The sequence below is a fragment of the Marinobacter sp. F4206 genome (assembly GCF_019392195.1).
GTDB lineage: Bacteria > Pseudomonadota > Gammaproteobacteria > Pseudomonadales > Oleiphilaceae > Marinobacter.
The window spans coordinates 553,116-570,600 of record NZ_JAHXKI010000002.1; the positions used below are offsets into that span (position 1 = coordinate 553,116).

16 protein-coding genes are annotated in these 17,485 nt (G+C 59.9%); 6 read left to right on the forward strand and 10 right to left on the reverse strand.

The features are described 5' to 3' along the window. Positions 1 to 17 precede the first annotated feature (17 nt). Positions 18 to 911, forward strand: a complete 894-nt coding sequence (locus KZO34_RS04800) for an alpha/beta hydrolase (RefSeq protein WP_219473907.1) — start codon at positions 18 to 20, stop codon at positions 909 to 911. Here KZO34_RS04800 and KZO34_RS04805 read toward each other — a convergent pair. Together KZO34_RS04805 and KZO34_RS04810 are read right to left on the reverse strand one after the other, a co-directional pair. Beyond that, the gene (locus KZO34_RS04805; RefSeq protein WP_219473909.1) at positions 889 to 1,167 is read right to left on the reverse strand and encodes a GIY-YIG nuclease family protein; all 279 of its coding nucleotides are present in this window, start codon (positions 1,165 to 1,167) and stop codon (positions 889 to 891) included. The genes KZO34_RS04800 and KZO34_RS04805 overlap by 23 nt on opposite strands. Further along, the gene (locus KZO34_RS04810) at positions 1,157 to 2,065 is read right to left on the reverse strand and encodes a DMT family transporter (protein ID WP_219473911.1); all 909 of its coding nucleotides are present in this window, start codon (positions 2,063 to 2,065) and stop codon (positions 1,157 to 1,159) included. Before KZO34_RS04810 ends, KZO34_RS04805 begins: the two co-directional genes overlap by 11 nt. 95 nt (positions 2,066 to 2,160) lie before the next feature. On the opposite strand from KZO34_RS04810, the gene KZO34_RS04815 reads away from it, so the two are divergent. Next, the gene (locus KZO34_RS04815) at positions 2,161 to 3,258 is read left to right on the forward strand and encodes a TRAP transporter substrate-binding protein (protein WP_219473914.1); all 1,098 of its coding nucleotides are present in this window, start codon (positions 2,161 to 2,163) and stop codon (positions 3,256 to 3,258) included. A 38-nt stretch (positions 3,259 to 3,296) separates the two neighbouring features. Here the strand turns inward: KZO34_RS04815 and KZO34_RS04820 are convergent, their stop codons facing one another. Next, the gene (locus tag KZO34_RS04820) at positions 3,297 to 4,136 is read right to left on the reverse strand and encodes a 23S rRNA (adenine(2030)-N(6))-methyltransferase RlmJ (RefSeq protein WP_219473915.1); all 840 of its coding nucleotides are present in this window, start codon (positions 4,134 to 4,136) and stop codon (positions 3,297 to 3,299) included. 304 nt (positions 4,137 to 4,440) lie between these two features. On the opposite strand from KZO34_RS04820, the gene KZO34_RS04825 reads away from it, so the two are divergent. Then, complete coding sequence (locus KZO34_RS04825) at positions 4,441 to 5,754, forward strand: MFS transporter (RefSeq protein ID WP_219473916.1); 1,314 nt, start codon at positions 4,441 to 4,443, stop codon at positions 5,752 to 5,754. Between the two features lie 163 nt (positions 5,755 to 5,917). Beyond that, positions 5,918 to 6,211 carry a DUF6316 family protein gene (locus KZO34_RS04830; protein ID WP_219473919.1) on the forward strand — a complete coding sequence of 98 codons (294 nt, stop codon included), beginning with the start codon at positions 5,918 to 5,920 and terminating at the stop codon, positions 6,209 to 6,211. A gap of 195 nt (positions 6,212 to 6,406) precedes the next feature. On the opposite strand, the gene KZO34_RS04835 is transcribed toward KZO34_RS04830, so the two are convergent. From KZO34_RS04835 to KZO34_RS04860, 6 genes are all read right to left on the reverse strand, one after another. Next, positions 6,407 to 6,769, reverse strand: a complete 363-nt coding sequence (locus KZO34_RS04835; RefSeq protein WP_219473921.1) for a DUF4870 family protein — start codon at positions 6,767 to 6,769, stop codon at positions 6,407 to 6,409. A 69-nt stretch (positions 6,770 to 6,838) separates the two neighbouring features. After that, a complete protein-coding gene (locus KZO34_RS04840) occupies positions 6,839 to 8,479 on the reverse strand; it encodes a methyl-accepting chemotaxis protein (protein ID WP_219473923.1) in 1,641 nt (546 codons plus the stop codon). A gap of 223 nt (positions 8,480 to 8,702) precedes the next feature. Beyond that, the gene (locus tag KZO34_RS04845) at positions 8,703 to 10,745 is read right to left on the reverse strand and encodes a PhoX family protein (RefSeq protein WP_219473925.1); all 2,043 of its coding nucleotides are present in this window, start codon (positions 10,743 to 10,745) and stop codon (positions 8,703 to 8,705) included. Positions 10,746 to 10,943: 198 nt separating this feature from the next. After that, complete coding sequence (locus KZO34_RS04850) at positions 10,944 to 11,237, reverse strand: hypothetical protein (protein ID WP_219473928.1); 294 nt, start codon at positions 11,235 to 11,237, stop codon at positions 10,944 to 10,946. An 89-nt stretch (positions 11,238 to 11,326) separates the two neighbouring features. Then, positions 11,327 to 11,584 carry a hypothetical protein gene (locus KZO34_RS04855; protein WP_219473930.1) on the reverse strand — a complete coding sequence of 86 codons (258 nt, stop codon included), beginning with the start codon at positions 11,582 to 11,584 and terminating at the stop codon, positions 11,327 to 11,329. A gap of 183 nt (positions 11,585 to 11,767) precedes the next feature. Continuing rightward, positions 11,768 to 13,570 carry an acyl-CoA dehydrogenase gene (locus KZO34_RS04860; protein WP_219473932.1) on the reverse strand — a complete coding sequence of 601 codons (1,803 nt, stop codon included), beginning with the start codon at positions 13,568 to 13,570 and terminating at the stop codon, positions 11,768 to 11,770. 239 nt (positions 13,571 to 13,809) lie between these two features. Here KZO34_RS04860 and KZO34_RS04865 point away from each other — a divergent pair, with 239 nt between their 5' ends. Next, positions 13,810 to 14,790, forward strand: a complete 981-nt coding sequence (locus tag KZO34_RS04865) for a GlxA family transcriptional regulator (protein WP_219473934.1) — start codon at positions 13,810 to 13,812, stop codon at positions 14,788 to 14,790. Between the two features lie 106 nt (positions 14,791 to 14,896). Continuing rightward, a complete protein-coding gene (locus tag KZO34_RS04870; RefSeq protein ID WP_219473935.1) occupies positions 14,897 to 15,061 on the forward strand; it encodes a hypothetical protein in 165 nt (54 codons plus the stop codon). Positions 15,062 to 15,124: 63 nt separating this feature from the next. Here the strand turns inward: KZO34_RS04870 and KZO34_RS04875 are convergent, their stop codons facing one another. Then, a complete protein-coding gene (locus KZO34_RS04875) occupies positions 15,125 to 17,179 on the reverse strand; it encodes an NADPH-dependent 2,4-dienoyl-CoA reductase (protein WP_219473937.1) in 2,055 nt (684 codons plus the stop codon). Positions 17,180 to 17,485 lie beyond the last annotated feature (306 nt).

Genomic DNA, 17,485 nt, shown 5'->3' on the forward strand with positions numbered 1-17,485 from the left:
GCGGGGGTAGAACACAGATGCTTCAACATCTTCTCGAGGCCGGTCTTCGCCAAACCATGAGACGCCTTGTGCGCCCCATGCTTCACCCGGCCGTGCCGGTAACGCTTCAGCGATCACTGGTCCGACAAGCCTATCGCACATCCATACCTCCACGCGGCTGCCGGTTTGACCAGGACACGATCGCCGGCATTCCAGTCACCCGCAGCAGCTTTGACACTGATACCAACGGCGTGGTGCTCTACCTGCACGGCGGCGGCTACATCATAGGTTCATCCAGCACCCACCGGGGGCTCACCGGACACCTGGCCAAAACCACCGGTTGCCAGATCATCACCCCCGACTATCGGCTGGCACCAGAGCATCCATTCCCCGCCGCACTCGATGACGCCGAGGCAGTCTACACGACGCTGCTCGAGCAAGGCTACAAGCCTGAGCAGATTGCCGTGGCCGGGGATTCGGCCGGGGGCGGCCTGAGCGTTGCCCTGGCCATGCGACTCCGGGACAAGCAACTGCCCTTGCCCTCCTCACTCACCGTGTTCTCGCCCTGGGTGGATCTCAGCCAACAACAGCTTTATTCGCCCGAATGCGAACCGGTACTTCAGGCCCGGTGGACCGAAAAATCCGCGCAGTCATACAGCGCCGGCGAACCTCTCACCAATCCGCTGATTTCCCCGGTATTCGGTGATCTGACTGACCTGCCGCCGCTGCTAATCCAGGTTGGCAGTGAAGAAATCCTGCTTAACGACGCTGAGCGGCTTGCGGCTGTCGCCCAGCGGGATAACGTGCAAACCAGACTCGAAGTGTTTAACAGTCTATGGCACGTGTTCCAGGTTCACAGCGGACAGCTTGACCGTGCCACCGAGGCCCTCGAGGACGCGGGCGCTCACATCAGACGTCATCTGGCAGACTGAGTTCGCCACTTGCCAGCGCTTCTTTCCTTGCCCGGGGCCACTGCTTGATGTGCCATTCCAGCCGCGATGCCCGGCTGCGGTCGCCCGCAGGCGACTGGAACACGAGCTCCAGCGGCCCCTTACCTCTCAGGCTTCGTGCGCCCTTCGGCGCCCCGGCCTGATGCTCGGCAAACCGGCGGTCCACGTCGGTGGTGATGCCGGTGTACAGGGCCCCTCTGGCGGTTCTGACCATATAGACAAACCAATCAGGAGCCATGGGCCAGTACCTGCTCGCGATCCCGTACTTTCTTCTGCTGCAACCAGAGCCCGGCGACAATCAGGACCAGTCCGGTATAGGTGGACGGCAGGATCTGCTCGCCCAGAATGAAGTAAATGAAGACCAGGGACAGGAACGGCGAGATAAAAATGAGGTTACTGACCTTCGAGGTATTCTCCGCTTTCTTCATGGCGTAGGACCAGAGCACAAAGGCAATACCCATCTCGAACGCACCGACGTAGACAGCCGCGGCCAGAGAACCCGCCGAAGGCAGACCAAAGCCCTCCGTCAGCCCACAGATCAAGGCAATGACCGGTAATCCGAACAGAAAGTTGAGGAACAAGCCAACCACCGGATCCCGGGTATCCCGCGTAGCCAGTATCCAGTAGGACGCCCAGATCAGAGTACTGCCAATGGCCAGGGATACGCCCAGGGGGTCGGAAAAGCTGAGAGAGGTCACCGCCCCCCGGGTGGCAATGACGACCACACCGGCGTAACACACCAGGCCGGCGAGGATGTCCAGTTTCCGCAAGCGCTGCCCCAGAAAGGGCACGGACAGGTAAGCGAGCACCAGGGCCCAGGTGTAGTTCAGCGGCTGGGCTTCCTGGGCGGGCAAGCGATCGAAGGCACCAAAGAGCACGAAATAGTAGAGACAGGGATTGATCAGGCCCATGCCAAACGATTGCAGGTACTGCCTGCCGGAGAGTTCAAAAACCTGGGGCAATCGCCCCTGTAACGTCAGGATGGTTCCGATAACCACCACCGAAGAGGCGCAGGCGATTAGCAGCATCTCAACCGGTGCCAGTTCCCGCAGGGCCAGCTTGAAGGCTGTGGCCACGGTTGACCAAAGCAGGACCGTTGCGAGCCCGAACAGCATCGCCTGCTTCTGGTTTTTCATACTCACACTCCGACTACGGTAGACAGGCAGAATCCCGCCCAAGTGTGTTAACTTAGCGGCAAATTGACATTCACCCCGGCTCTGGAGAACGGGACATGCGCATTACCAGCCTCTGGCTTCCCTTCCTGGCAATCCTGCTCTCAGTCCTGGCCGGCTGCTCCGAAAGCGAACCCGAGTCCTCAGGTAGTGCAACGCCGGAGACCACCCCACCGGAATACCCGGTGACCTGGCGCTTTGCCCTGGAAGAAATCGAGGGCAGTGTACAACATGCCTATGCGGTAGCACTAAAAGAGAGAATCGAAGAGCTCTCCGAGGGCAAGATTCAGCTCGACATCTTCCCCTACGGTTCGCTCGGCACCTCTGCGCAGCTGACCGAGCTGGCCAAGAACGGCTCCGTGAACCTCGCTTTTGCTTCGCCCGGACACCTCGCCGACCAGATACCTGAAGTCGGGGTATTCACGCTGCACTACCTGTTATCCGACGACGGCAACGTGAACCGCCAGCTACTGGCCAGCCCCGACCTCCTGGCCATGTTCGAAACACCGTACGCAAGCCGGAACCTGAAACTGCTCGCTTTCGTGCCTGAAGGCTGGATGGCGTGGACCGCCAATAAACCCCTGCGCACGCCGGCGGACTTCCAGGGGCTGCGAATCCGGACCATGACCTCGGACATGGCAGCCGCAACCTACCGCGCTTACGGTGCCGAGCCAAGCCAGATCCCCTATTCCCAGGTGTACAGCGATCTCCAACTGCGCCAGATTGATGCCCAGACGAACCCTGTGTTCGCCATCGAGGAAATGAATTTTTACGAAGTGCAGAGCACCATGACCATTGCCCGCCCCGCCCAGTTTGTCTCCTCGCTGGTGACCAACGGCGACTGGTACAAGGCACTGCCTGCCAAGGAGCAGCAATGGCTGGATAGTGCCCTGGCCGATGTCGCCGAGGTGGCCTGGAAAACCCAGGCTGAACTCAACCGGGCGCGAATGGAAAGCATGCTCGAGGCGGGCGAACTCCAGGTGGTCCGACTGAGCGAGGAGGAACGCGCAGCGTTTGCGAAAGCCAGCCGACCGGTCCACCAGGCCTACGTCGACGCCACCGGGGAGCGCGGCAACGAAATCCTAAAACGGATTCGCCAGCTGGTTGATACCCTTGAAAACCAGCCGTCAGCACCGGCGAACCAGAGCGGAGACTGACAAAAGGGAACGGCTTCCTATCGGGGTGGCGTTTCCTGCTACTCCGGCACCAGCCATTCCAGTTGGTGGCTTATTGCAAGTCCGTCGTTTCCGCTGACCTCGCCCATCATCGCGGCCAGTCGGTCATCGAACCCCCAGGGCGGGTTCACCACCAGCATCCCTGACCCAACCATCCCCCGCTCCGGCGGCTGTTCAAGGTGAACCTCGCTGCGCAGCACCTTCCGCACACCTGTCTGTTGAATCGCCTCCAGCAATCCGTGTTGCAGACCGCTGGTCAGGATCGGATACCAGACAAGATAGACACCATGACGGCACTTCTGCCATGCCTTATCCAGGGTTGCCGCCACATCGGCGTAGTCGGACTTGATTTCATACGAGGGATCAATGAGCACCAGCAGTCGCGGCTGCCGGGGCGGCAGTTGTTTCAGCAGGCCGGCAAGACCATCCGACCGGACGACCCGAACCCCCTGTTCCGATGCCCAGTCCTCCAGCTGATCGCCTTCGGTCGGGTGCAGCTCAAAGGTCGTCAGCGAATCTTCGCTGCGGAGAAAACGACGAAACCAGGCCGGTGACCCGGGGTATTTACTCAACCGCCCCGCCCCGCGGTTGTGCGCTGACAACAGATCCAGCACGGGTTGCCAGTCCGCGGATTGAAGCCGTGGCCGGGCCGCCCAGAGCCTCTGGACGCCTTGATCAGCCTCGGCGGTCTTCCTGGCCCGCTCACTCCCGAGATCATAGATCGCACTGCCGGCATGGGTATCCATAAAGGCAATACCGGACGATTTCGCCTGCATCATGGTAATCGCCAGCGTCAAGGCAGCGTGTTTCTGGACATCGGCAAAGTTTCCGGCATGGAAGGCGTGGAGATAACTCAACATGGATCGGCTCCCTCAGTACGGACGCCCATTAGGCCCGACCAGTGACATTCAGGCAAGCCAACGGCGATAACGCGGCGGAACCGCTGAGGTCATCAAAGGCAGTACAGGGCGATTGCTGGCCCGAGGATCTATTCCCGATTGTGCCGGTGTCCAGGGGCTGACAATATCCCGCGAAAAATCGCCGATCTGCCGGTCCACTGGGACCACCATCTGGTCTGAGCCTGCTGCCGGGGCGTACATCGGGGTTCAGGGGTACCGGAGGTGCTGGTATCCTTGGCCACACATTTCCCCCGAGGACGCCGGTTTGCCCAAGCAGAGCACAGACACCATCGACCAACTGTACAGCCTCATTGCCAATGAGGAAGATGCGCGGGTCTGCAAGGACATCCCCGAAGAAGCCTGCCGGGAAGTTCCCCGTAACTTTTTTCTGATTCTGGCGAGCAACGTGCTGACCAAGCTCGGCGACCTGCTGATCAGCCCGAAAACAGTCCTGGCCTGGTTGATGAGTGCGGTTGGCGCGCCGGCGCTGGTGGCCTGGCTTGTTCCCATCCGTGAAGCAGGCTCCCTGGTACCACAGATGGTGATCGGGGCCTGGGTCAGGCGAAAACCGGTTCGCAAGTGGTTCTGGACCCTGGGCAGCTTTGGCCAGGCCGTCAGTGTCATGGCGATGGCAGCCAGTGTCTGGTTTCTCGACGGCTACGCTGCAGGCGGCGGCATTGTCGCGGGACTGGTCACGTTCTCACTGGCCCGAGGCTTTTGCTCAGTCTCCATGAAGGACGTACAGGGCAAATGTATCCCCAAAACCCGCCGGGGCCGATTATCCGGCCTTGCGACGACTCTGGGCGGGACGGCCACCGTAATAATGACCGTGTTGCTGTTCTGGGATCGTGGCGATCCCGGCATTGCCTTTTACACAGCCCTGCTTTTACTGGCCGCCGGCCTCTGGATCATTGCCGGGTTGCTGTTTGCGGGTGTTGAGGAATACGGCGGGGAAACCAGTGGCGGCGGCAATGCGCTCTCCGACGCCCTGAAAAGCCTTTCGCTTCTGCGCGACGATGCCCCCTTTCGTCATTTCGTGATTACCCGGGCGCTGCTTCTGTGCTCCGCCCTCGCCTCGCCCTATTTTGTGGTTCTGGCCCAACAGGAGGCCGATGCCGGCTGGATGCTCGGCATTTTTCTGCTCGCCAGTAGCCTGGCCAGTTCGTTGAGTGCCAGCTTCTGGGGGTGGATGGCCGACACCTCCAGCCGGCGGGTGATGATCCGGGGAGCGGCCATGGCCAGTGGTGTATGCATTGCCGTGGGTATCACCGCGCTGGTCGTGGGCACGGATATTGGCAGCGTCTGGTTTTATCCGGCGGCGTTCTTTGTCCTGAGTATCGCCCATGCTGGCGTCCGGCTGGGCCGGAAAACCTACCTCGTGGATATGGCTGGCGGCAACAAAAGAACCGACTACACTGCAGTTAGTAACACGGTGATCGGTGTTCTTTTGCTGATGACCGGCGGCCTGACGGCACTGGTTTCCATGGTGTCCGAGGTGGCCGTCATTCTTGTTCTGGGTTTGATGGGGCTTGCCGGCATGTTCAGTGCCCTCCGGCTCCGGGAAGTGACGTCAGATTGACCCGTCCGTCTGAGAAAGGCGTCACATCGAGCAATGCCTCTGGAACCATCCTGAGGCAGTGTGCGTGGTGAGCAGTATCCGTAACCACGGATCAAGCTGACGGGAAAATAACAACAAGGAAGTGTCGTTCTACTGCGTAGTCGTAGTAAGTAGAGGCAGAGACATGAGAACAGACACCGCAATACCCGGAGAACACCAGGACCGGCTCATGCACACCTTGTATGGCTGGTACGCCCTCACCCGCGAACAGGCGGATCTGGGTCCGTTCGCGACCCCGAAAGAAGCATCCCACGCACTCAGTCGCCACATCAGGGCCTACAGGGGCCTGAACAATCGAACGCCCGGCACAATGAAGGGCGTGCACCTACACGATGCAGATCAGTGTTCCAAGACCAACTGCGGGCTGTGCGTCGAGGCCAGGATTTTTTGGCACTCGCTGGCAGTAGCAACTCCATGATTGGCCAACGGAGTCTGAACATGAGCTACCGTGAGAGTCTGTTCCCACCCCACCGTCGCAATCGGGTGATCTTTGCCCTGTGCTTTTTCCTGCTCAGCCTCGGCGCTCTCAGTTACGTGAGCACTCTCTGACTGACCAGGAAAACAGGAAGCCGCCGTGAATATGGCCGTTCCTTGCAGGTCCGACGGGACGGTCCTACACGGGCCGGCCTTCATTCAGGGCGAGCGCCCCTTTGACAATCCGGTAGATGATCCAGATCGAGATGCCGAGCAGGATGAACCAGCCGATGATCAGCGGGGCGGTCACGATACCGATCACCGTCCACAACAGACCGATCCAGAAGGTACGAATCTGCCATTGAAAGTGACGCTCAATCCAGGTGTTGCGGACATCCTCCATCTTGACGTAATTGATGATCACGCCCACCAGGCCAGTGATGCCGCCAACGAAAAAGGACAGAGCCTGAAGTATGTAAACCACCACGGCCAGGTTGCGGGCCGGGTCGGAGCGACGGGCAATGGGGTCGGAATCGGCAGGGATATGTTCCTGTTCGGCCAAAACATGTTCTCCTTCAGAGCATCTTACCGAAGTCTACCACAGCCGAAGGCACCGGAACTCACTGACGGATCAGTGGTTATCCGGACGGTACCCCAGGCGGAATCCGCCCCAGTGCTTTCCGTTCACATAGATGGGCACGGACAGGTCGTGCATGATTTCCCCGGTGTCCCGCCGATAGGTCTGCAGCAACATATCCTGAGTATGACTGCCGCAGCGAATGCCGGTCCGGTCGTTGAACAACCGCTTGCTCCGACTCTTTACCAGGTCCACCTTGGGATCGCCGGTTGGCGCATGGGCAAAGTCGCGGTTATGGGTGGGTACATAACCATCCGGTGCCGCACAGATGGCAAACACCAGCGCTTCGTGGGCGTTCTTGACCGCCTCCTGCGTAGTCGGCAGGACCTGATCGGTGAACCGGTCAAAGCTGCTGGCATATTTGGGAGGCTGGGTATCGGGAATCGCTTCTCGCTTCTTGTCGAATAAGGCCTGTTGCGACAATTTCCCGTCCCGGATCGCCTGTTCGAACAGCTGTCCGATTTTCGCGGCGCCATTCTTGGCCTGATCGTAAAAGAATCGGTGGTAACTGGCATCACTGTTCAGGGCAAAGGCAGCGTTGGCTTTCTCGGCCACCTCCATCAGGGTCGCGGCCTGCTCGGCGAGGGACGCGACACTGGAATCGCTCTCCTCTATCTGGTCCCTGACGGTCTCAATACCCGAGAACATCTGCTCCAGACTCTGCTCATTGTTCTGATCAATCTCGGCAATCCTTGCCACCTGCTGCTGCACCCGATCGGACTGGTCACGGATCTGGTCCAGGCGCTCGCCAACGCTTTCCACCGACGTCAGCCCCTCTTCGACACTGCGGGCAAGGTCTTCAATGCGGGTAACAACCAGGTTCGTGCCTGACCGAATTTCCTGAAGGGTTTCCGCGACTTCGCCGGTGGCCTGGGCGGTTCTGGCCGCCAGCTGCCGAACTTCATCTGCAACCACGGCAAACCCCCTGCCCTGTTCTCCGGCACGTGCTGCCTCAATGGCGGCATTGAGTGCTAACAGGTTGGTCTGCTCGGCGATGCCCTGAATGGTTGTCGTAACGCCCTGGATCTTGTTGGATTTCTCGTTCAGCTCCTGGATCAGCTTCAGGTTCTCTCCGGATTGCTGATGCACCAGTCGTACACTGTCGATGGCATCGACCAGGGCCTGCCGCCCCTCGGCACTGGTCACACTGGCCTGGTGCGCCATGGTCGCTGCCTCCGTGGCCTGAGCCGAGGATTCGCGCACGGTTTCCGTGATCTGGCCGGCGTAATCCGCCATCTGGGCGGTCTCCTGTACCTGTCGATCCAGACGCAGCTTCAACTGGTCGGCAGCAAAGGACACCTGGGCCGCAGAGATCGCGTTCTGGTCGGCACTGCCCGCCAGGGTCTCTACCAGGGCACGGCCGGCCCCGGCATCCGCAAGCAGCTCACCACACAGGGTCCTCAACGGGTGGTCCTCGGGCAAGGAGCCGTCGTTCAGTCCCTTTATACTTCGCTCGATGGGCTCGAGCACTCGAACGATGAAGTAACCGCCGGCGAGCACAAGCCCGCTGACCACCCCAATGAACACAGACGCGGGTTCCAGGCCTAACACCGGCGCCACCAATCCACCGGCAACCGACGCCACAACCGCAATTGCCACCCCCCAGAGGACCGCTGTCCGTTCGAGTACTGCCATAACAACCTCGAGATTTTTATTGTTCGTGTAATCATTCTGCGCCCAAACGCCATTATGGAGAGTAATGAATTGACGGGAGCTAATAACTCATACTTTAGTTGATTCTTACCTTATAACGGCGGGACTGGCGATTTCTTGAACAAAAAAACCGCAGCGCCTACCGATTCCCTGACAGAATCGGCTGGCCCTGCGGCTGCCGTTGTTGCTGTGGGCTTTCCGGTGTTTAAGCGCCGATAACCCCACCGTCGTCGCGCGTCACAATGACCGTGGCATCCCGGGGATGATCGCCCTCCGTTCCAAAGGGCCAGTCAGCCGCCGGATGCTGTATGTTGACGAACATGGTCTTTACATCCGGCGTGGTCACCACGCCGGTGACCTCACAACCCTGTGGACCCACGAAGAAGCGCTTGATCTCACGGGTCACCGGGTTGGCCGCCAGCATCATATTGTTCTGGTACGGCGCATCGTCGGAGCCATCGGTCTGGATCCACAGCCGACCGTTGTAGTCGAACCAGAGACCATCCGGGCTGTTGAAGATGTTGTCGTCGGTCAGCGACACCACGGTGTTGCCGTCGACAACCGTTTCGGTGCCCTGCTCACCGGCAAAGACAAAGATGTCCCAGTCGAACGCAACGGCCGAGTGGTCATCGTTCTCTTCCGTCCACCGGATGATATGACCGGTGCGATTCTCGGCAATCGGGTTGGCCGCGTTGGTCTGCGCTTCCGTGCGCTCGGAGTTGTTGGTCAGGGTAAAGTAGACTTCGCCGGAGTTCGGATCGACAGCGCCCCACTCCGGGCGGTCCATCGGTGTGGCACCGGCGATGTCCGCTGCCAGACGGGTATTGAGCAGCACATCGGCCTGGCTGGCAAAACCGTCGAAGGCGATATCACCGACCGTTGTGCCTTCGGCAGCTGTTACCTTGGCGGCAAAGTCGGCATCCTCAAGCGACAACGGCAACCAGTCGCCGGAACCATCCTCGTTGAAGCGGGCCACATACAGGGTGCCTTCATCCAGTAGGTAGCCGCCGGCAGTGGCTGCCGAATAGGGCTTGGAGGACACGAACTTGTAGATGTATTCGAAGCGCGAGTCGTCGCCCGAGTAACACACGACCGGCTGACCCTCCCTGACCGGAGCGAAAATAACCCCCTCGTGGCCAAAGCGGCCCAGCGCGGTGCGCTTCTGGGGCTTGCTTTCCGGTGTGAAGGGATCGATTTCCACCATGTAGCCGTAGGTGTTGGCTTCGTTGCGATAGTCTTCGTCAGCGGTACCGACGCCCGGAGTTACATCAAAACGCACATAGGCGTCCGCGGCATTGTCCGCCAGCTCCCAGTCGTAGCGGCTGGAACTGCCCACACCATGGCGGGTCTGTTCACGAGGTTGGGTACCAGCGCTGTTGGCAAAGTAACCGTGCCAGTTCTCTTCCGCAGTCAGGTAAGTGCCCCAGGGCGTCGGGCCCATGGAACAGTTGTTCAGGGTGCCACGGGTCCTGGTGGCGTCCGGGCTGAACTTGGTGATCAGCTTCTCATAGCCGCGCACCGGACCGCGGATATCCATCTCGGTGCCGCCGGTAATCCGGCGGTTGAACGGGCTGCCAAACACCACATCCCAGGTACCTTCGCTGTCCTGCTTGATATGCACAACGGAAACCCCGTGGGCGGCGACTTCCTTGCGAACCTCGCCCTCGGGACGCACACCGTCGTTGGTGTCAGCGTCGGTCGGGCCATCCGGATGCAGGGCGCTTTGATTGATGTACTCGTGGTTCATCACCAGCAGGCCCTCGGTGGAACTATTGCCGCCGGCTTTCTGGTCGATCGGGAAGAAATGCATGCCATCGTGGTGCATACCGACCTGCTGTTCCTGATCCTCACCGCTGTTGGAGGCATCGGCCTGGAATGCCGGGTAGGAACCGGTGATCGGCGTGCCCCAGGGCAGGAAGGGCTGAGCGGAATAACCTTCAGGAACAACCGCCTGATTGGCGGTTGATACCGGAATGGCCTTGAACCCCAATTCCGTGGCCGCGCCGCTGTTGCCGCCATTATCAGTGTTGGTATTCGTGTTGCTGCCGCTGTTGTCACCGTCGCTGGCACAAGCGGCCAGGCCCACGCCCATGATGCTTGCCAGCGCGGCGCCAACGGTGCCTTTCATCACCGAACGGCGTTGCATCCGGGCCGCGAGGACCTCATGAAACGGGTGATTGCCGGCGTGATTGACTACCGGTTCGTAGTTCGGGTCCAGGTATTTCGGATCAAGGTCGTGCTTGGCCATGGTGTTCTCTCCCTGTAATGACTGGCATTCGTAATGGAGAGGTCAGTTTCGGCAGCAAATGTGACAGGTGGGGAACAGGGAAAAGACAGAACGGTTAACGTTTTTTGACAGGGGCTTATCAGGAGGCAGCTATGAAAAGCCACAACCCGGCACAGAGAGGCTGCTCTGCGCCGGACAGCGTAAGGTTCTGCCGGAGTATTACTGGGTCATTTCCTCATAACCCTCTTCCATGTCCTCTCCAGCTTCTTCAGCGGCATCGCCCATTTCATCCGCTGCGTCTTCTGCACCCTCCTGCATCTCGCCAAGGGCTCCTTCATCCTGACCGGTCGCTTCCTCGTACGTCTCCTCGGCTGCGTCTCCGGCGTCTTCCATCATTTCCCCGGCATTGTCTGCCGCCTGTTCGACATCGACACCTTCATTGTCTTCGGAACTGCAGGCAGAAAGGCCGAGAGTCATTGCAAACGCCAGCGCGCCCAGTGTGAACTTGTTCATAACCATATCCTTCTGTTGGTCAGTGAGTACAACGGAACAGGTTACGGCTACATCCGGTTACATACAATTACATCAGGATTACTCTTTGGTTAGTGATGACTTACGGAGAGAAGCTGGCCGTCGAGAGTAATGACATGATCAATGCCGATGAGGTTGCCCCGCCCCAGCAGGATGAAATCCTGGCCCGCCCTCCGGAACAGATCCCTGATAACATCATGAACCATACAGACCTGACCGGCGCTATCACGATAAACCACTTCGGCCAACCGGCCGGAGGTAACGTATTCGCTGAGTACATCCTGAACAGACCAGTGCACGGCCCCTGACTGAGCATTCGGTGTTGCCATGGCTTTGCCATCCCTGTGGTCGAGTTGCTGCTTTGTTATTGGTCTACTCAACATGCCTCGAAACGTCCGCGACAGCGAACTTCACAAGTCTGGTTCACAAAACCGGATTTCGCCACTGGGCCCCTGCCCGCCGGCAGGCCCGCTCCTGTATAGAGGCCCACCGGCGATCCGGGACGCGGGGGGTTAGAACCACTCCGATTTCATGTTCAGGCAGGTATCGTCCTGATTTTTCAGCAACACCAGATCCTGGGCCACCGTGGGCAACTCCCAGTGGAAGAAATACTGGGCGGCCTGAAGCTTGCCCTGATAGAAATTCTTCTCATCGTCAGACCCGGCGTCCACCAGCAGCTTTTCAGCGGCATTGGCCTGGCGCAGCCACATCCAGGAAACGATGATGTGGCCAAACAGATGCAGATAGCACGAGGCATTGGCCAGGACGTTGTCGGGATTCTCGCTCATCAGCGACTTGCCCAGACTCTGGGTCACCTTAACCGCCTGCTGCAGGGTTTCACTCAGTGACAGCGCCCACTGCTGGCAACGGTCGGTGGTCGCCGCTTCCAGATCCACCTGCATTTCCTGCATCAGCAACTGCAGCCCGTGACTCTGATCCTGCCAGATCTTGCGGCCCAGCAAATCCAGCGCCTGAATGCCATTGGTACCCTCATGTATGGGATTCAGGCGATTGTCCCGCCAGCACTGCTCCACCGGATACTCCCGCGTATACCCTGCGCCGCCGTATACCTGGATCGCCAGGTCATTGGCCTTGGGACCATACTCCGAGGGCCAGGCTTTGATCACCGGCGTCAGCAGGTCCAGCAGCTTACCCGCCTCCATCCGCTTTTGTTCATCCGGATGGGTGTGCTGGTCGTCCATCAGGCGCGCGCCATACAGGCACAATGCCAGCCCGCCCTCACTGTAGGCTTTCTGGGCCAGCAACATGCGCCGGACATCGGCATGATCGATGATGGGGACCTGTGGTGCCTCCGGGTTCTTTTCCGACGGCTTGCGACCCTGCAGTCGATCCCGGGCATACTCCAGGCTGTGCATATACCCTCGATACCCGATGACCGCCGCCCCGAAGCCCACGCCCACACGGGCTTCGTTCATCATCTGGAACATGTACTTCAGTCCCTGGTGCGGCTCGCCCACCAAATACCCGTGGCACGGGGCGTCATCCCCAAAGCTGAGAGCGGTGGAGGTGGTGCCCCGGTAGCCCAGCTTGTGAATCAGGCCGGCAAGGTTCACGCCATTGCGTTCAGTGGCGTTGCCGTCTTCATCGACCAGGAACTTGGGAACGATAAACAGGGAAATACCCTTCACGCCCGCCGGCGCGCCCTTGATCTTGGCCAGCACCATATGAACGATGTTCTCGGTCAGCGACTGCTCGCCCCCGGAGATATAGATCTTGGCGCCTTTGATCAGGTAGTGGCCCTCGTCGGTCGGAGTCGCCGAGGTACGGATATCCGCCAGCGAGGAACCGGCGTGGGGCTCGGTCAGCGCCATGGTGCCTGTAAAGCGACCTGACAGCATGTGTGGCAGAAACGTGTCCTGCTGTTGCTGGCTGCCAAAAACACGAATGAGGTTGGCTGCGGCGGTGGTCAGGAACGGATAGCCCGCGGTGCCCGGGTTGGCCGCGGTAAAGAAGCCGTTGCAGGCCGCCATCACCGACTCCGGCAACTGCATTCCGCCCAGATCGTAGTCGTAGCGCCCGGCAATAAAGCCAGCCTCGGCGTAGGCATCGAAGGCTTCCTTGACTTGCGGCAGCATCTCGACGGCGCCGTCCACGAACCGGGGTTCATCCTTGTCGGCGGCGCTGTTGTGGGTCGCAAACTTGTCCCGGGCGATGCGGTCGGCGGTTTCGATCACCGCGTCGAAGGTATCGCGGCTGTGCTCACTGAAGCGCTCCCGCTGGACCAATGATTCGGTGTCGAGCACGTCGTAGAGCTGGAACGCCAGATCCCGGCGATCAATCAGAGTGTCAGTCATTCTTGGTTCTCCTGTTAATTGTGCACAGAGTGTCACAGCCGGGGGGGGATAGAAAACCGGCATTTATGACATAATCATGGCCAATATCGCCACTCTCGCCGAAAGAAGCGGAAGCCCGCGGTGGGGCATTCTATTCGGGACTGTGTGCAGCAGGGATGCTGCACTCAAGCGTACAGGGACGTATTTACAGCGCGTCCCGAATAGAATGCCCCACCGCGGGCCTACTGAAGGAGTCGTCCGTGCACACCGTCTCTATCATCGGTTTTGATGGCGCCCTTGCCAGCGCCATTACCGGCATCATCGACCTGTTTCGACTGGCGGGTGTGACCTGGGCCCGCATCCACGACGAACAGCCTGCCCCCATGTTCCGGACACAATTGCTCACCGAATCTGGCGACCCGTGCCGCTGCATCAACGGTATAACGTTGCTGGCCGATGGCAGTTGGAACAGCAGTGACCTGCCCCCTGCCGATATCATTATCGTGCCCACCATCGGTGCTCCCATCGCGGAAGTGCTGGCCCGGAATTCCGGTCTGGTCGACTGGCTGTCCCGGCAGGATGTCTCACCCGCACTGCTGGCCAGCAACTGCACCGGAGCCTTTCTTCTGGCAGAAGCGAGGTTGCTCGACGGCAAGGAGGCAACCACCCATTGGGGCTTCAGCAATCAGTTCCGTCAGCGCTACCCCGACGTCATCTGCCGACCGGAAAAGCTGGTCACGGTCGACGGCGACATTGCCTGTGCCGGCGGCGGAATGGCCTGGTGGGACCTGGGCGTGCATCTGGTGGAACGATACGCGGGGCCGGAGGTGTCCCGGCAGCTGGCAAAAGCGTTTGTCATTGATGCCGGGCGAACCAGCCAGGCGCCCTACAGCGCCCTGCAGGCGAAGCGCTACCACGCCGACAGCACCGTACTGAAACTGCAGGACTGGCTAGACGCGAACTTTGCACGCGCTGTCTCGCTGGCAGAACTGGCCCGGGAGGCCGGGCTGAGCGAGCGCTCCCTGCTTCGGCGCTTCAAGGCCGCAACCGGAGATACCCCCAACACTTACCTGCAACTGCTTCGGGTGGAGCATGTCCGTCATCATCTGGAGACGTCCCGACGATCCATTGACGAAATCATCAACGCAACTGGTTATGAGGACGTCAGCTCGTTCAGCCGGCTGTTCCGAAAACACACCGGGCTGGCGCCCGGCGCCTACCGTTCACGATTTGGTCGCTGAAACTGTAACAGGTGGCCTGCGTTATGCATCTAACATTGTGGAAGGGCCAAAATCTGGCGCCAAACGTAAAAGATTTTGACACAGGTGTAAAAGTGGGGAGGTAACCATGGACGCACCGATCAGACAAAGTCAGGCCGATATTCTCAACCGGCTCTATGACATGAAGCAGAAACAACTGGCTCAGGCGCTTCAGCAGGGCAATAGCCTGCGCTGCCAGGTACTCGAAGCAGAGGCTCAGGCGATTTTCGACGCGCTAAAGCTGGCCCGATAACCAGACTGACGCAAAGCGTCAGAAACTGGTCACCTTGGGGCAGGAAGCCCCGGGCCTTGACGGCTAGATACTCGCGGCAACTTCGGTTCCCTGGCGAATCGCCCGCTTCGCATCCAGCTCCTCGGCGACATCGGCTCCACCAATCAGATGCGCCCGCACACCGTTTGCCTCGATCTGGTCATAGAGTTCCCGATAGGACTCCTGCCCCGCACAGATCACCACGTTGTCCACCTCAAGTACCCGCGTTTCCTTCACCTTGCCGTCCTTGTCGGTGAGCGTGATGTGCAAGCCGGCATCGTCGATCCGGTCGTACCGGCAGCCGCGGAGCATTTCCACATCCCGGTGCTTAAGACTGTTGCGATGCACCCAGCCAGAGGTTTTGCCCAGCCCCCCACCGACCTTGCCGGTCTTGCGCTGCATCAGGTAAATCTTGCGCGGTGACGGCGTCGGTTTTGGCTCCGCCAGTCCGCCGGGGCCATCAAAGTCCGGATTCACGCCCCACTCGGCCTGCCACGCCTCAACGCTGACCTGTTCGCCCTCGGGTTGATGGCTGAAATCGTGGGTCAGGAATTCACTCACATCGAAACCGATTCCGCCGGCGCCAATAACCGCCACTGTCGAACCGACCGGCTTGCTATGCCTCAACACGTCCAGATACCCCAGAACCTTGGGATGGTCGATTCCATCAATCTGTGGCGTTCGCGGCTTCACTCCCGTCGCAACAATGACATCGTCAAACCCGTCGGCGGCGAGTGTGTCGCTGTCGACCCGGGTGTTCAATTGCAGATCAATCCCGAGCAGTTCAATCTGGCGCTGGAAATAGCGCAGGGTCTCGTAAAACTCTTCCTTGCCGGGAATGCGCTTGGCGTAGTTGAACTGGCCGCCTATCCGGTCGTCCGCTTCGAACAGGGTCACCCGATGTCCGCGTTTTGCCGCCGTCGTGGCTGCCGCCAGGCCCGCCGGGCCCGCGCCGACCACTGCCACGCGACGGGCCACGGGGGCCACCGTCAGCACCAGTTCGGTCTCGTGACAGGCCCTTGGGTTGACCAGGCAGGACGCCCGCTTGGCCTGGAAGGCGTGATCAAGACAGGCCTGGTTGCAGGCGATACAGGTATTGATTTCGTCCGCGCGCCCCTGTTCGGCTTTGCGGACGAACTCGCTGTCCGCCAACAGCGGCCGCGCCATAGAAACCATATCCGCTTTGCCCGCAGCCAGGATTTCTTCGCCCTTTTCCGGCGTATTGATGCGGTTGGTGGTACAGACCGGGATGTCGACTTCGCCATAGAACTTGGCCGTCACATCGGCAAAACCACCTCTGGGCACAGAGGTCACGATGGTCGGCACCCGAGCCTCGTGCCAGCCGATGCCGGTGTTGATGATGGTGGCTCCGGCCTGCTCGATGGCCTTGCCCAGAGTCACGATCTGATCCCAGGTCTGGCCACCCTCAACCAGATCCAGCATGGACAACCTGTAGATGATAATGAACTCGGGCCCGACCGCGTCACGAATTCGGCGAACAATCTCCACCGGCAGCCGCATGCGATTCTCGTACGGGCCGCCCCACTGGTCAGTGCGCTTGTTGGTTCGTTCGCACAGGAACTGGTTGATGAAATAGCCTTCGGACCCCATCACCTCAACGCCATCATAACCGGCAAATTTCGCCAGTTTGGCGGCGCTGACAAAGTCGTTGATCTGGCGCTCCACGCCCCTGCTGGACAGCGCCCGGGCCTTGAACGGACTGATCGGCGCCTTGGTCGCCGAGGCCGAGACAATCAGGGGCTGATAGCCATAGCGCCCGGCGTGCAGCAGCTGCAGGCAGATCTTGCTCCCCGCCTCATGCACGGCGCCGGTTACGTGACGGTGCAGGAGCGCGGTCGCCCGGTTGTTCATGGTTGAGGCCAGCGGAGCAAGCTGGCCGGCAATGTTTGGCGAGTAACCGCCGGTCACCATCAGGCCAACGCCACCTTCGGCCCGCTCGGCGAAATATCGCGCGAACTTGTGGATGTTCCAGAACCGATCTTCCAGACCGGTGTGCATGGATCCCATCAACACCCGGTTCCGGAGTTCGGTAAAGCCGAGATCGAGGGGCTTAAGCAGGTTTGGGTACGCGGCGCTCATGTGGTGACCTCTGGAAAAATTTATATCGAGTATACACTTGATCTATGGCAAGTTGACTTGACCTGCGGGACGGGCCACGTATCATCGGCAATCAAGTTTGACTGACGGAGCAACCATGACCGCAAGGTCCTTCGGCTGCATGCAATCCAGGCGCCCACCCATTACCGCTGACATCGCGCGGCACCGGGGCCGTTTACCCTACTTCCCCGACCCACCTGCCAAGGTCTGACTTCTCCCGCAGCGCTCTCACTCCAGACTTGTCTGCTGAGTTATGCAGGAGGGCGGGCCCGAGACTAGACTCAGGCA

Coding starts and splice junctions, on each gene's coding strand:
- KZO34_RS04805 (WP_219473909.1), bottom strand. CDS start 1,167: ATGGCTCCTGATTGGTTTGTCTATATGGTCAGAACCGCCAGAGGGGCC.
- KZO34_RS04840 (WP_219473923.1), bottom strand. CDS start 8,479: ATGGCAGTACTCGAACGGACAGCGGTCCTCTGGGGGGTGGCAATTGCG.
- KZO34_RS04860 (WP_219473932.1), bottom strand. CDS start 13,570: ATGACTGACACTCTGATTGATCGCCGGGATCTGGCGTTCCAGCTCTAC.
- KZO34_RS04820 (WP_219473915.1), bottom strand. CDS start 4,136: ATGTTGAGTTATCTCCACGCCTTCCATGCCGGAAACTTTGCCGATGTC.
- KZO34_RS04815 (WP_219473914.1), top strand. CDS start 2,161: ATGCGCATTACCAGCCTCTGGCTTCCCTTCCTGGCAATCCTGCTCTCA.
- KZO34_RS04810 (WP_219473911.1), bottom strand. CDS start 2,065: ATGAAAAACCAGAAGCAGGCGATGCTGTTCGGGCTCGCAACGGTCCTG.
- KZO34_RS04870 (WP_219473935.1), top strand. CDS start 14,897: ATGGACGCACCGATCAGACAAAGTCAGGCCGATATTCTCAACCGGCTC.
- KZO34_RS04850 (WP_219473928.1), bottom strand. CDS start 11,237: ATGAACAAGTTCACACTGGGCGCGCTGGCGTTTGCAATGACTCTCGGC.
- KZO34_RS04875 (WP_219473937.1), bottom strand. CDS start 17,179: ATGAGCGCCGCGTACCCAAACCTGCTTAAGCCCCTCGATCTCGGCTTT.
- KZO34_RS04830 (WP_219473919.1), top strand. CDS start 5,918: ATGAGAACAGACACCGCAATACCCGGAGAACACCAGGACCGGCTCATG.
- KZO34_RS04845 (WP_219473925.1), bottom strand. CDS start 10,745: ATGGCCAAGCACGACCTTGATCCGAAATACCTGGACCCGAACTACGAA.
- KZO34_RS04800 (WP_219473907.1), top strand. CDS start 18: ATGCTTCAACATCTTCTCGAGGCCGGTCTTCGCCAAACCATGAGACGC.
- KZO34_RS04855 (WP_219473930.1), bottom strand. CDS start 11,584: ATGGCAACACCGAATGCTCAGTCAGGGGCCGTGCACTGGTCTGTTCAG.